15 protein-coding genes are annotated in these 13,002 nt (G+C 72.2%); 11 read left to right on the top strand and 4 right to left on the bottom strand.

The window, feature by feature from the left end:
- Nucleotides 1-56 precede the first annotated feature (56 nt).
- The 4 genes from GEV43_RS11545 (at nucleotide 57) to GEV43_RS11530 (ending at nucleotide 3,491) form a co-directional block, all read left to right on the top strand.
- The gene (locus GEV43_RS11545; RefSeq protein ID WP_206681128.1) at nucleotides 57-908 is read left to right on the top strand and encodes an alpha/beta fold hydrolase; all 852 of its coding nucleotides are present in this window, start codon (nucleotides 57-59) and stop codon (nucleotides 906-908) included.
- A gap of 237 nt (nucleotides 909-1,145) precedes the next feature.
- Nucleotides 1,146-1,652 (top strand): hypothetical protein, encoded by a 507-nt coding sequence (locus GEV43_RS11540; RefSeq protein WP_160820688.1) that lies wholly within the window; start codon nucleotides 1,146-1,148, stop codon nucleotides 1,650-1,652.
- A gap of 133 nt (nucleotides 1,653-1,785) precedes the next feature.
- Nucleotides 1,786-2,412, top strand: a complete 627-nt coding sequence (locus tag GEV43_RS11535) for an RNA polymerase sigma factor (protein WP_309239593.1) — start codon at nucleotides 1,786-1,788, stop codon at nucleotides 2,410-2,412.
- Nucleotides 2,409-3,491: a CU044_5270 family protein gene (locus tag GEV43_RS11530; protein WP_160820686.1), complete on the top strand. Its 1,083-nt coding sequence runs from the start codon at nucleotides 2,409-2,411 to the stop codon at nucleotides 3,489-3,491. The genes GEV43_RS11535 and GEV43_RS11530 overlap by 4 nt, the downstream gene beginning before the upstream one ends.
- 403 nt (nucleotides 3,492-3,894) lie before the next feature.
- Here the strand turns inward: GEV43_RS11530 and GEV43_RS11525 are convergent, their stop codons facing one another.
- From GEV43_RS11525 to GEV43_RS11510, 4 genes are all read right to left on the bottom strand, one after another.
- Nucleotides 3,895-4,968: a serine hydrolase gene (locus GEV43_RS11525; RefSeq protein WP_206681127.1), complete on the bottom strand. Its 1,074-nt coding sequence runs from the start codon at nucleotides 4,966-4,968 to the stop codon at nucleotides 3,895-3,897.
- 401 nt (nucleotides 4,969-5,369) lie between these two features.
- On the bottom strand, nucleotides 5,370-6,488 hold the full coding sequence (locus GEV43_RS11520; RefSeq protein WP_160820684.1) for a MerR family transcriptional regulator: 1,119 nt from the start codon (nucleotides 6,486-6,488) through the stop codon (nucleotides 5,370-5,372).
- 3 nt (nucleotides 6,489-6,491) lie between these two features.
- Nucleotides 6,492-7,154 (bottom strand): HEAT repeat domain-containing protein, encoded by a 663-nt coding sequence (locus GEV43_RS11515; RefSeq protein WP_160820683.1) that lies wholly within the window; start codon nucleotides 7,152-7,154, stop codon nucleotides 6,492-6,494.
- 165 nt (nucleotides 7,155-7,319) lie between these two features.
- Nucleotides 7,320-8,207, bottom strand: a complete 888-nt coding sequence (locus tag GEV43_RS11510; protein WP_160820682.1) for a LysR family transcriptional regulator — start codon at nucleotides 8,205-8,207, stop codon at nucleotides 7,320-7,322.
- Between the two features lie 330 nt (nucleotides 8,208-8,537).
- Between GEV43_RS11510 and GEV43_RS50000 the strand changes: the two genes are divergently transcribed.
- The 7 genes from GEV43_RS50000 to pqqE all read left to right on the top strand — a co-directional run bounded on the left by GEV43_RS50000 (nucleotide 8,538) and on the right by pqqE (nucleotide 12,689).
- A complete protein-coding gene (locus tag GEV43_RS50000) occupies nucleotides 8,538-8,825 on the top strand; it encodes a carboxymuconolactone decarboxylase family protein (RefSeq protein ID WP_241682864.1) in 288 nt (95 codons plus the stop codon).
- 15 nt (nucleotides 8,826-8,840) lie between these two features.
- Nucleotides 8,841-9,035, top strand: coding sequence for a hypothetical protein (locus tag GEV43_RS49995; RefSeq protein WP_241682863.1), 195 nt, complete (start codon nucleotides 8,841-8,843; stop codon nucleotides 9,033-9,035).
- Nucleotides 9,036-9,652: 617 nt separating this feature from the next.
- Nucleotides 9,653-9,742 carry a pyrroloquinoline quinone precursor peptide PqqA gene (pqqA, locus tag GEV43_RS11500; RefSeq protein WP_160820681.1) on the top strand — a complete coding sequence of 30 codons (90 nt, stop codon included), beginning with the start codon at nucleotides 9,653-9,655 and terminating at the stop codon, nucleotides 9,740-9,742.
- On the top strand, nucleotides 9,742-10,608 hold the full coding sequence (gene pqqB / locus GEV43_RS11495) for a pyrroloquinoline quinone biosynthesis protein PqqB (protein WP_160820680.1): 867 nt from the start codon (nucleotides 9,742-9,744) through the stop codon (nucleotides 10,606-10,608). Before pqqA ends, pqqB begins: the two co-directional genes overlap by 1 nt.
- Nucleotides 10,605-11,360 (top strand): pyrroloquinoline-quinone synthase PqqC, encoded by a 756-nt coding sequence (gene pqqC / locus GEV43_RS11490; protein WP_160820679.1) that lies wholly within the window; start codon nucleotides 10,605-10,607, stop codon nucleotides 11,358-11,360. The genes pqqB and pqqC overlap by 4 nt, the downstream gene beginning before the upstream one ends.
- A complete protein-coding gene (gene pqqD, locus GEV43_RS11485) occupies nucleotides 11,353-11,619 on the top strand; it encodes a pyrroloquinoline quinone biosynthesis peptide chaperone PqqD (protein WP_160820678.1) in 267 nt (88 codons plus the stop codon). Before pqqC ends, pqqD begins: the two co-directional genes overlap by 8 nt.
- Nucleotides 11,616-12,689 (top strand): pyrroloquinoline quinone biosynthesis protein PqqE, encoded by a 1,074-nt coding sequence (gene pqqE, locus GEV43_RS11480; protein ID WP_160820677.1) that lies wholly within the window; start codon nucleotides 11,616-11,618, stop codon nucleotides 12,687-12,689. The genes pqqD and pqqE overlap by 4 nt, the downstream gene beginning before the upstream one ends.
- Nucleotides 12,690-13,002: the final 313 nt, after the last annotated feature.

Raw genomic sequence — 13,002 nt, 5'->3', positions numbered from 1 at the left:
GGGTTCTTTGGGGTGTTTGCCGGTTGGGGTGGTGGGGAGGGCGGCTGAGGGGGGCGATGATGGTCGAGTTCGTACGGACCGCGGAGTTGGACGTCGGGTACGTGGTGACGGGGCCTGAGGGCGGGCGCGGCCTGGTGGCCGTGCACGGGTGGCCGGACGACGTGCACTGCTGGGACGGGGTCCTGCCGTTCTGGCACGAAGCGGGATATCGGGTGTACAGGCCCTTCTTGCGGGGCTTCGGGCCGACGCGGTTCCGTTCAGCGGACACGATGCGCAGCGGGCAGATCGGTGCGCTCGGGCACGATCTGGCGGCCTTCCTGGAGGCGCTGGACCTGGACCGGGTGCTGCTGGTGGGGCACGACTGGGGAGCGCGTGCCGGTTACGTGGTCGGCGCGCTGTTCCCTGAACGCGTCGCGGCGCTCGTGGCGTTGTCCGCGGGATACGCGACCAACCGGCCGGACGCGCCGCTGAGCTGGCCGCTCGTCCACGCCTACTGGTACGAGTGGTTCGTCGCGACCGAACGCGGCCGCCGCGCGATGCGGGACGACCGCCGCTCTTTCTCGCGCCATCTGTGGGAGACCTGGGCGCCCGGCTGGACGTTCGGCGATCAGGAGTTCGAGCAGGCCGCGGCGGCCTGGGACAACGACGACTGGCCGCCGGTCACCGTGCACGCCTACCTGCACCGCTGGGGGAGGCGGCGGGAGATCCGGCCTACGACCACATCGAGCAGCGCCTGTCGGATCCGCCGCCGGTACGGGTTCCGACGCTCGTGGTGCACGGAGCCCAGGACGGCGACAACCTGCCCGAGACGACCGAAGGCAAGGACGAACTGTTCGCCGCCCACTACGAACGGGTCGTTCTTCCCGGCGTCGGCCACTTTCCGCCGCGCGAGGCGCCCGAGAAGGTAGCCGAACTGACCCTTCGGCATGCGGAAAGATCCGCGAGCGAGACCGGATAAGGCTGCCGCCCGACGAACGGTCCGCCCTGCCGTGCAGGTCACGCGTCCCCCGAGTATCCGGCGATCGCCGTGAACGTCCTAGAATGTGAACGACGCGTCAAGCTGGCGCTGGGTGTGCCGGGAAGTCTGGTCGGCGTGGAAGGGGCCGTGTGCCCGCCGTACGCCGATGCCCCGGAGGTCCCGCCCCATGGTCGCCGCTCTGCTCGTCCGCCCGCTCGCCACTCAGGACGAGCCGTCCGGCCCGCTCTTCTCGATCTCCCAGTCCCGCTGGTGGATCATCGCGATCGCGGTGTCGGTGCTCTTCGTGCTCAGCCTGCGGGCGCTGATCGTCAAGCCGGAGGAGTACCCCGACGACCTGCGCCGCGAGATGGAGGAACGGCAGGGGCAGGGCAAGTGGGTGCTCTATCTGGTGGTCCCCGCCGCCCTCGCCCTGCTGCTCGGAACGAACCTGCTCCGCCCCGAACCGGCGTCCGCGATCCTGTTCCTCTACAGCGCCGTGATGGCCGCCATCCCCGTCGCCATCCTCCCGGTGCGCGGCCGGATGCTCAGGTCCTACATCGCGCAGCGGCAGAACCCGGACGCCAAGGTCCAGGCCGACCGGTTGGCGACCGCCTGGATCTGCGCCGTCCTCATCGTGGTCGTGGTGGCGGCCGTGTTGGCGCTGATGTCGACGCCGTACGGCCATACGCGCTGATCCGTTCCCTCAACCACCATCCGTACCGGGCAGGAACTGAGTTCGGGATCGGGGGACGGCGGGGAGGCGGTGCGGGCAACAACGGGTGACAACAGTCCACGCCGACGGATGGGCCTTTATGAGGGAGCCACGTGTGACCGTCACCACCGACGCCCCGGCCGGCGCCGAACAGACCCCGGCCGGGGCCGGGGAGACCGGCGACGCGTCGGTCATCGAACGGTCCTGGCATGAGCCCGAACGGTTCGGCGCGATCTTCGACGCGTACTTCGCGGAGATCCACCGGTACGTGGCGCGCCGCCTCGACGCGCAGGCCGCCGACGACATCGCCGCCGAGACGTTCCACGCCGCGTTCCGGCAGCGCCGGTCCTACGATCTGTCCCGCGACAACGCCCGGCCGTGGCTGTACGGCATCGCGACCAACCTGATCGGGCGGTACCGGCGCGACGAGGTGCGCAAGCTGCGCGCGCTCAGGCGCCTGCCCGTCGAGCGCGACGCCGGCGGCGACGAGGAGCGGATCGACGTACGGGTCAGCGCGCACGCGGCCAGGAGGAGCCTGGCCGAGGCGCTGGCCGGCCTGCCGGCCGGGCAGCGTGACGTGCTGCTGCTGATCGTGCTGGCCGAGCTGACCCACGACCAGGTCGCGGAGGCCCTGGACGTGCCGGCCGGCACCGTGTCGTCGCGGTTCGACCGGGCTCGAAGGAAACTGCGGAAGGCGCTCGGCGGGACCAATCCGCTTCGGGACGAGGAGAGGACCCGATGAACGAGACGGACGAACTGGCCGAGGTGCGAGCGCTGTTCGACGAGCCGCCGGCGGCGAGCCCGCAGGTCGTCACGGCGGCCCGCGCCAGGCTCACCGAGGACGGCGCGCCGAGGAGGCGCGGCGCGCGGCGCCGGGCCCCGCGGTTCGTCGCGGCAGGCTTCGGGCTGGCCGCGGCGGCCACCGCCGCGGCGATCACGGTCGTCGTGGCCGGGCAAGGTGACGCGAACGACCCGAACGGACGGCGGTCGGCGCACGCGCTGCTGCTGATGGCCGCCCAGCAGGCCGAATCCGCGCCGCCGGGCGGCGGAAAGTACTGGCACCACACGATGCGCACCGACGAGCTCGTCCAGGTGGGCAAGCCCGGCCATGCCGCCTACCAGGTGTACGCGCGGTGGCGCCACGAGGTCTGGATGCCTTCGGACGGCAGCGGCCCGGCACTGGGGAAGTCGCAGGAACTCGGCGCCGTACCCGCGACCGAGGCGGACCGGAACGCGTGGCGGAAGGAGGGCTCGCCCGCGACGTTCCGCGGGACGGAGGGCGGCTCGGCCATCTCCTCCAAGCCGGGAAAGCCCGGGGTCGACCGGACCAAGCCGGCCGACTACGAGCAGCTTTTCGGCCAGAGCCTCACCCCTCAGGACGTCCAGGCGCTGCCGACCGATCCCGGACGCCTCAAGTCGGCGCTGCTCCGGCTCATCCAGCGCCAGTCCCCCGAGGACGGCGACGAGCAGCTCTTCGACTGGGGCTCCAGCGTGCTCCTGCACTACCCGGCCTCGCCGAAGGTCCGCGCGGCCACGTACCGGATGCTGGCTGACCTCCCCGGCGTCAGGAAGCTCGGCACGGTCAAGGACCGGGAGGGCCGGACGGGCACCGCGGTGGGCATCGACATCGGGAAGGACGACCAGGGGTCCACGTTCGGGGACCGCCTCATCATCGACCCTGCCAGCGGCCGTGCCCTGACCAGCGAAACGGTCATGACAGGCAAGGGCGAGCGCGCGCCGAGCACCGCCGGCGTGAAGCAGGTGAACCTGTCGAACGCCACGCTCCGTTCCGACTGGACGGACAAGGCCCCGTCCCGCTGAACCACCTCGGCGAGGGCCCACCCACTCACACCCGGGCCCGGGCCCTCGCCGAAACCGCACCCGCAACCGCACCCTAAAACGCACCCGGAACGGCTTCCGCGCCCGCATCTGGAACGGCACCCGAAACCGCACCCGCAACCGCATCTGGAACGGCCCCCGAAACCGCACCCGAAACGGCAACCGCAACCGCATTTGGAACGGCACCCGCAACCGCATGTGGAACGGCTTCCGCGCCCGCACCCGAAACGGACGCGCGCCGCAGCCGCAGCCGCAGCTGCCGGGCCCGTGCCTCTGGTGCTGCTTGCGGTGGTCGTGCGTCCAGACCGCTGGACGAACTGTGTCCCAGCAGACCCGACGAGATGGCTGCCGGTATTCGGATGCGGTATCCGAATACCGGCGTTCGTCATGACCCCCGGGTGATGAGGCGTCTCGCGTGGGACGTCACGGAGTTGAGGACGTCGATGTCGTCGTAGTTCATGAGGACGACCACGGTCCAGTCCAGGTCGGGGAACGTGTCGATCATCGTGCTGATGCCGCTCATCGGGCCGCCGCCGGTGTGCCCGACGATGCGCTGGTCGTTGTAGATCGTGGCGATGGAACCGTAGGCCCAGTGGGTGTCCTGGACGGCCGGGTCGTTGGCGGGCTTCGGGGAAAGGGCTGTTTTCCCGCTCACGGCCAGTTCCCTGTAGGCGTGGCCGAGCAGTTTGCCGCCGTGCAGCGCACGCCCGAAGCGAACCATGTCCGCACAGGTGGAGAACGCGTTTCCGGCCGGGCTGCCGATGAAGACGTGCTCCTCGACCGCGTCGACGCGTTGCCCAGAGGGCTGGAGAACGTACGGATGGGCGATGCGCTTGTCCGTCCGCCATTGCGGTTTGGTGTAGAAGGCGGTACGGGCCATCCCCGCCCTGGCGAAGACGTGGTCGCGAACATAGTCGTAATAGGAACGGCCGGATACCTGCGCAATGATCTCGCCGAGCACGCAGTACCCGGCGTTGCTGTACTCGAACCGGGTGCCGGGCGTGAAAAGCAGCGGACTTCTCCGGATGATCGCCAGGGTGCCGTTCCAGACCTCGGCCGTACTGGTCCACTTGGCGGACTCCTTCGGCCAGTCCGGGTGCCTCATGTGGTCGCCCATGCCGGAGGTGTGGGTGAGCAGATGGTGGACGGTGACCTTGTCCGCAATGTCGGCCGGAAAACCTTTCACATAAGTGCCGATGGGCTTGTAGAAGTCGACCTTTCTCTGCTCGGCGAGTTGGACGAGCGCCACGGCGGTGAACATCTTGGAGACCGAGGCGAGAACGAAGGTGGTGTCCGGCCGGTTCGGGATCGACAGCCGTTCGTTGGCCTTCCCGTACGCCCTGGCGAGCACCACGTCGTCCCGGTGCGCCACCAGCAGGCTTCCCGAGAACTTGTCCTGGGCCGCCAGCCGGGCCACCTGCCGGTCGAAGGCGCCGCCGGGACGCAGATCCCTCGGCACCGAGCCGTTCCGTATCGGAGCAGCGTCGGCGGTTTCCGGGGCGGCCAGAGCCGTGCCCGCGGTGACTGGGACGGCCCCGAGAACTCCGAGTGCCGAACGTCGGGACAATCGGCCGGAACGCTGAAGTCGGGTCATCGCACGTCTCCCTTCGCAACACGAAGAAACCGACGTCCGGAGCCGCAGTTCGGGCGCGAAGGCCGGGTCCGTGTGCGATTCGCGGCCACGCTCGTATCACGCCGCCTGTTCTATGCCGATTCGCATCCGCCGCCGAGGCAGATCTCGGCCGTACCGCAAAAGAAATACACGACCGTGTGTTTCCCCGGCGTAAGTGAGCGACAGGCGCGCCCGCAGCCCGACGAATTCCGGGAACCGGAGTTCGTCGGCTCCCCGGGCGAGACCCGCTATTGGGCGTTGCGTCGTTGGAGAATGGAGGTGGCGGTCAGCGCGACGGCGCGGTCCTCGTCATGTGACAGGTCCGCGAGGGCGTCAGACGCTGCGTTCCCCGGGATGTCCGCGAGCGCCTGCGTCAGCCGTTGCCGCGCGGACGCGGTCGCGGACCTGGACGAAGACGGAGACGCGGACGAAGACGGAGACGCGGACGAAGACGGGGACGCGGACGGAGACGCGGACGCGGACGGAGACGCGGACGGAGACGCGGACGGGGGCGGTTCGACGGGGCCGGGGGCCAGGCGGGCGACGAGTCCGGCCGTGATCTCGTTCGCCAGCGCGGGATCGTCCGCCAGCGCGCTCAGCGCGTCGGCCGCGTCGGCGTCGTTCGCCTCCTCAACGATCATGTCGATGAGCGTCGGGACCGCGCCGGCCACCCCGCGCGTCCCGAGCGCCAGAGCCGCACGCCTGCGGACCGCGATGTCGTGGTTCGCGAGGGCCTTCCGCAGCAGTGCGGTCGCCTCGGCGTTCGGGAACTCGGCGATGGACTGGACGGCGCGTTCCCGCACCTCGGCTGCCGGGGAGGCCAGGCCCTCGGCCAGCAGCGGCAATCCGGCGTCGCCCGACTGTGCCAGGGCCCACCGGAGGGTCCCGGCGACGTTCGGGTCGGTCTCGCTCAACACCGCCTCGACCAGTGCTTCCACCGGGACCTCTTCCGCTGAGGACAGGGCCGCGCGCTGGCGTTTCCCCGCGCTCTCCGACCCGAGGGCATGGAGGAGCGCGACGGTCTGGAGGACGTCCTCCCAACCGGCGGGTTCCGCGGCGTCGATCCGGCGGAGCCGGGTGAGCAGCTCCGTCTCACTCGCGATGCGTTCCCGCGTCCGGCGGATGAGGTCGTTCACGAGCTCCGAGGGCTTGAAGCCGGGGTCGTCGAGCGCGCGCCCGGCTTCACGCAGCGACAGCCCCAGCGACCGCAGGCTCTCGATATGGAAGATCCGCCGGATGTCGTCGCTGGAGTACTCCCGGTAGCCCGCGCCGGTACGGCCCGTAGGCCGCACCAGCCCGAGCGTCTCGTAGTGCCTGAGCATGCGGGCGCTGACCCCGGACCGCCGCGCCACCTCACCGATCAGCACTGCTCACCCCTCCTGGCCGGACCCGCCGAGGGCCATGATCCGTTTCGCCTCCTCGACCGCGAACTCGTACCCGGCGTCCGGGTCGCGTGCCAGCCGTTCGGTCACGAGCGCGTGCCGGCGCACGCCGGGGTCGGGATCGGTCATCGCGGCGCGCAGGACCGGCGTGATCGCCTCACCCAGCGCGATCAGCGCGCGGCTGAGGCTCAGCCGCGTCTCGCGCCCGCCGCGTCCGAGCTGGGTCGCCAGCACCGCGGCCAGTCCGGGCTCCTCGCCTTCGGGTACGAGCACGACCGCCGCCCGCCACGCGCTGCGCGCCACCTCGTCGTCCGCGTCGGTCAGCACCGCCCGGGTGATCGCCGGCCACGTCCCGCGATCCCCGATCTTGGACAGCGTGTGCAGCGCCTGGCTCCGCGCCTGCGCGCGCTCCGAACGGACCTCGTCGAGAAGCCTCGGGACCGTCAGCGACGACGGGTGGCGGGTGAGCGCCCACGTGAGCATGTCGCGCACGTGGAAGTCGGGCTCGACCGCGCACCGTTCGATCAGCTTGCCGACGAACCGCGGGTCGGGGAACGTACCGACCGCCAGCGCGGCCCGCAGCCGCACCGACGAGTCGTCCTTCTCCAGCCCCTGGAGCGCTCGGACCGTGTCCGTGTCCTGTTCCTGCATGGTGGGATCACCTCCTCGGCCCCAGTGAAGACCTTGTCACTGTGTCAAGGTCAAGCGCCATGACCTGGACCGCCGCGCCGCGAGCCGCGAGACCCGCCCGAACGGCGCCGGCGGGCGGAGAAGCGGCGGGGACCGAAGGGGCGGAGCCCCGGCGCCGGAAAGCGGTCAGGGTCGGGGGCCGAGGTCGCGGACGGTCCGGGCGAGGGCGCGGACGGCGTCGTTCTCGGCGTCGCTTCGCCAGACCAGCGCGTACGGCAGCGGCGGCATGTCCGGAATGGGCAGCCACCGGACGTGCGGCATGGACCAGTACCTGGTGACGTGGGCGGGAAAGCCGTGGACGATCTCGCCCGTGCTGACGAGGTGGATCAGGTCGTCGCCGTTGGTGACGATCGGGCTGCGTTCGATGGGGTGGCCCCGCGGCGTCTGGAACGGCAGGTAGCGGTCCTCCCAGTAGTCGGGCATCCCGGGCGCGGTGGCGTGCCGCCGGTCGGCGAGCGCCTCCAGCGACACCGACGCGCGCCCTGCCAGCTCGTCCTCGACGGACACGGCGAGGACCCGCGGGTCGGTGAACAGGACCGGGCCCACGGTCAGATCGGGCCCCTCCACGGGCAGCCAGACGACCAGGGCGTCCAGCTCGCCGTCGCGGAGCCGGGCGAACGGGTCCGCGAACGGAGGGCGGCGAATCCGCAGCTCCCACTGCGGGTGCCGCGTGCGGAAGGTCTTCCAGAACGGGTGCAGGTCGGCGGTGTTGAACGGCAGCATGCCGACGCGCACGACGGCGGTGACGCCGCGGGCGGCCAGGCGGGCGCGCTCCAGGCTGTCCCGCAGCCCGGCGTACACGGGCCGCAGGTCGTCGTGGAGCTGGCGGCCCAGCGGGGTCAGCCGGATCCGGCGGCGGTTGGAACGGTCGAACAGCCGTCCGCCGAGGCGGCGCTCCTGGAGACCGATCGCCTGGCTGACCCGCGCCTGGGAGACCTGGAGGCGGTCGGCGGCGCGGCCGAAGTGCAGCTCCTCGGCCAGGGTCAGGAAGATCTCGATGTCCCGCAGCTCCACCGGTGTCCCTCTCAGCCGATAACCCGTGCGTTATCGGCACGTGCGCGAAGTTTACGTTGATCCAGATCGGCGTCTCGCTGAGAGTTGGAGCTGCCCGCCGGCGGCCCGTTCAGCGCCCTGACAAGGCCGAACGCGCCGATGGGACGCGGCCCGAGCGGCGGGCAGCGACCGACCACGTCCGACAAGGCGCACAGCGCTCCCGCGCGCCCCGACCGTCCACGAATCCGAGCTCGAACGTCGAGAACCGGGCTCGGACCGTCCACCGGTCACATCCGCGTCCCACGGTCCGTCAGACAGGCGAGGCCGCTGAGAACCGAAAGGAACCACACCATGAGCACCACCACCGTCCAGGAGAACGCCCAGTCGCGGCTGCCCAACCCCGCCGTGCTCGTCCCCGAACTGGGGCAGGTGGGCCAGGCCCTGTTCAAGGCCGTCGGGAACGGCGCGATCCCGCAGACCACCGTCGGCCTGGTGCAACTGCGCGCGGGCCAGCTCGTCGGCAGCACCTACCTGACCGTTCTGCACACCGGGAACCTGCGCAAGGCGGGGGAGACCGAGGAGCGCATCGCCGCCGTGGCGTCCTGGAAGGACGCGCCCTACTTCACCGACGCCGAATGAGTCGCGCTGGCGCTGGTGGAGGCCGTCCTCACGCCCAACCCGTACGGCGAGCGCGTCTCCGACGAGCTGTACGCGCAGGCGTCCGAGCACTACGAGGACAAGGCCCTCGCCACGCTCACCATGGCGATCGGCCAGGTCGGCTTCTTCACCCCCCTCGCCCTCATCGGCAAGCCCCTCCCCGGCGTGGCGCCCGCGCAGCAGTGGAGGTAGTCAACCGGCCGGTCCTGGGCTGAACGCCCCCTCACCCAGGACCGTTCCGGCGTACGACACGGCAGCCGGGTCGCGCGAGGCGCGGCTCCGGCTGCCGAACGGGCCGCCCCCATCGCCCTCCTCCGTGGTCCGCCTGCGCGGCGGCGGGTCGAGGCGGCGGATCCGGCTGTCCAACGCCTACGGCACCGCGCCGCTGCGCGCCACCGGCGCCAGCGTCGGCCGCACCGCCTCCGGCGCGGCCGTCCAGCCGGGAACGCTGCGCACGCTGAGCTTCGACCGATCCCCTTCGGCGACCGTCCCGGAGCGGTCGCGACCACCACCAGGACGCCGCGTCCGCCGCGTACACCGACAGCGTCGAGCCAGGCTACGGCTCCTGGTACTACCTGGAAGGCGTCGAGGTCTCCGACGGGCGTCCCCGCCCGAAGGCCGTCGTCGCGTTCGGCGACTCCATCACCGACGGGTTCGCAGCCACCGTCGACGGCGACGACCGCTACCCCTCCGCCACGCCCGATGGTGACGGTTGACAGGGCTGAATGCACAAGAGTCTGGCAGTCCAGGCCAAGGGCTGGGTTGGGACGGCGACGTACGATCCGGGCATCCCAGAGAGAGGTGCCCCCATGGCAGAGCAGGACGGCTGGATCACGCCGGACTTCGAGATCGTGGAGACGTCGCTGGAGGTCACGGCCTACCTGGCCGCCGAGACCTGATGCGGCTGCTCGTGCTCGGCACCGCGGCGGGCGGCGGCGTCCCGCAGTGGAACTGCGGCTGTGCCGGGTGCGCCGCCGCGCGTGCCGAGCCCGCGCTGCGCCGCCGGCACGCGTCCATCGCGGTGGAGGCGGGCGGGCGGTGGTACGTGGTCAACGCGACGCCCGACATCACCGAGCAGATCGAGGAGTGCGCGATCCCCCGGCGGGGCGGCGCCCGGGAGGGACCGGTCGCCGGGGTCCTGCTCACCGACGCCGAGCTGGACCACACCCTCGGGCTGTTCCGCCTGCGGGAGGCGCCCGAGCTGCGGATCGCCGCGACCGCGACGGTCCGGGCCGCGCTGGAGTCGGGGCCGGGCGTCCAGCGGGTCCTCGCGCCGTACACCACGCTGACCTGGACGGACCTGCCCGCGTCGTTCGGGACGCTGGACGTGAGCGCCGTCCCGGTGTCGGACAAGCGCCCCCGCTACGCGGCCGGGACCGGCGGCGACGGGTGGGTGGTGGCCCTGCGCGTCCGCGACCGGCGGGACGGGAGGACCGTCGTGTACGCGCCGTGCCTCGCGGCCTGGCCCGACGAGCTGGACCGCGCCGTACGGGAGGCCGACTGCGTCTTCGTGGACGGCACGTTCTGGGACGACGACGAGCCCCGCCGCGCCGGGATCTCCGACCGGACGGCCACCGCGATGGGCCACCTGCCGATCGCGGGCCCGCGCGGCACCCTCCAGCGGCTCGCCGGCGGCCGGGCGCGCTGCCTCTACACGCACCTGAACAACACCAACCCGCTCATCGTCCCGGACGCGGACGAGCACCGGGCGCTCGCCGCCGCCGGGGCCGAGGTCGCGCGCGAACGGGTGGTGATCGAGCCGTGAGCGCGTCCGCGCGCGGGGACGCCGCGCCGCCGCCCTGGCCGCCCGCCGTCCTGGAGGACCGGCTGCGCCGGCTGGGGGACGAGCGCTACCACCACCGGCACCCGTTCAACGTCCGCATGCACGAGGGGCGGCTGTCGAAGGCGGAGCTGCGGCGCTGGGTACTCAACCGGTTCCACTACCAGCGGCACATCCCCGTCAAGGACGCGCTGATCCTCGCCGCACTGGACGGCCCGGAACAGCGGCGCTCGTGGATCCGGCGCGTCCACGACCACGACGGGCGTCCGGACGGGGACGGCGCCGACGGCGGCATCGAACGCTGGCTGCGCCTCGGCGAGGCCGTGGGCCTGGACCGTCCGGCGCTGCTGGACGGCGCGGACGTCCTGCCCGGCGTGCGGCTCGCCGTGGACGGCTACGTGAACTTCTGCCGCAACCGTCCGCCGCTGGAGTCGGTCGCGTCGTCGCTGACCGAGCTGTTCGCGCCGGACCTGATGGCGGCGCGCGTCGCCGCGTGGGAACGGCACTACCCCTGGGTGCGCCCGGACGGCCTGCGCTACTTCCGGACCCGCGTCGGCCAGGGCCGCCGCGACTCGCGCGAGGCGCTCGGCCTCGTCCACGGCTGGACCCGCACCCGCGCCGACCAGGAACGCGTCCTGGCCGCGTTCACCTTCAAGTGCGAGGTCCTCTGGTCCCTGCTCGACGCCGTCCAGAACGCGGAGGACGCCCCGCGGAACGCGGAGGACGGCGATGGCTGACGCGTCGCCCTGGCGGCCGGTGCTGGCACGCTCCGTCATCCTGCGGTACGACCGCGTCCGCGACGCCGACCTGCTGCTCATGCCTGAGCGCGCGGTACGGCTGAGCGGGACGGGAGGGCGCGTCCTGCGGCTGTGCGACGGCAGCCGGACGGTCGCGGGCATCGTCGCCGAGCTGAGCGAGGCGTTCCCCGGCGCGCCGGTCGAACGGGAGGTGCCCGAGTTCCTCGAACGGGTCCGCGCCAAGGGCTGGCTGCGATGACGGTCCCGGCGCCGTGGGCGCTGCTCGCGGAGGTCACGCACCGCTGCCCGCTGCACTGCCCGTACTGCTCCAACCCCCTCGAACTCGTCCGCGAGGACGCCGAGCTGGGCGGGGACGAGTGGGCGCGGGTCTTCATCGAGGCGGCGGACCTCGGCGTCGTCCAGGCGCACGTGTCGGGCGGCGAGCCGCTGCTGCGCCCCGACCTGGACGCGATCGTGGCGGCCGCGCACCGCGCGGGCGTGCACACCCAGCTCGTCACGAGCGGCCTCGGGCTGTCGGGCCCCCGCCTCGCGCGCCTGCTGGACGCCGGGCTCGACGCCGTCCAGCTCTCCCTCCAGGACGCGCGCCGCGAGGGCTCCGACCTGATCGCGGGACGGCGCTCGTACGCGGCGAAAGAACGGGCCGCACAAGTCATCCGGTCGGCGGACGTGCCGTTCGGCCTGAACGTCGTCCTGCACCGCCGCAACCTGGACAGCGTCGCGGAGATCATCGACCTCGGGACGCGGTGGGGCGCGGACCGGATCGAGCTGGCGAACGTCCAGTTCCACGGCTGGGCGCTCCGCAACCGCGCCGCCCTGCTCCCCACCCGCGACCAGCTCACCCGGGCCAGGGCGGCGGTCGCGGACGCGGCCCGGCGCGGCGGCGGCCCCGAACTGACCTGGGTCATGCCCGACCACTACGAGGGCGTCCCGAAACCGTGCATGGGCGGCTGGGGCGCGAGGTCCCTCACGGTCGGCCCGGACGGCACCGCCCTGCCCTGCCCCGCGGCGTACGCGATCGCGGACCTGGACTTCCCGAACGTCCGGGAACGCCCCCTCGCCTGGATCTGGACGGACTCGCCCGCGTTCAACGCGTACCGCGGAACCGGCTGGATGAACGAGCCGTGCCGCACCTGCCCGCGCAGGGACGCCGACTTCGGCGGCTGCCGCTGCCAGGCGTACGCGCTGACCGGCGACGCCGCCCGCACCGATCCCGCCTGCTCCCTCTCCCCAGACCACCACCTGATCCGCACCCTGATCCCCGCGCCCGACACACCCCCGGAACCACTGACCTACCGCCCCCACCCCTGACCGCCGCACCATGGTCGCGGAAGCACCCAACGGCCTCAACTGGCCGTTCCCGCGTGGTCGCCTGGACATGCGGAAGCGGTCGATGGCATTGACGAGAACGGAGAGCGGCGTCCCGCCGGGCCTCGCCGGTGACGCCGCTATTGAACGGGACGGTAGGTCGGGCCGCCCTCGTTGAGGAGCCGTTCGGCCTCGGCGTAGATCTCCTCGGGGGCAGCCCGAAGTCGATCGTCTTGCGGAAGGGCTGCGGCGCCTGCTGGTCGACGCGCAGGTAGACCTCGTTGCGGTTGCCCTCAGGATCGAAGAAGTAGATCCC

This window comes from Actinomadura sp. J1-007 (genome assembly GCF_009793335.1).
In the GTDB taxonomy this organism is placed as follows: Bacteria; Actinomycetota; Actinomycetes; order Streptosporangiales; family Streptosporangiaceae; genus Spirillospora; species Spirillospora yumaensis.
The sequence above is the reverse complement of the archived record's forward strand: the minus strand, read 5'-3'. Positions and strand labels throughout refer to the sequence as shown.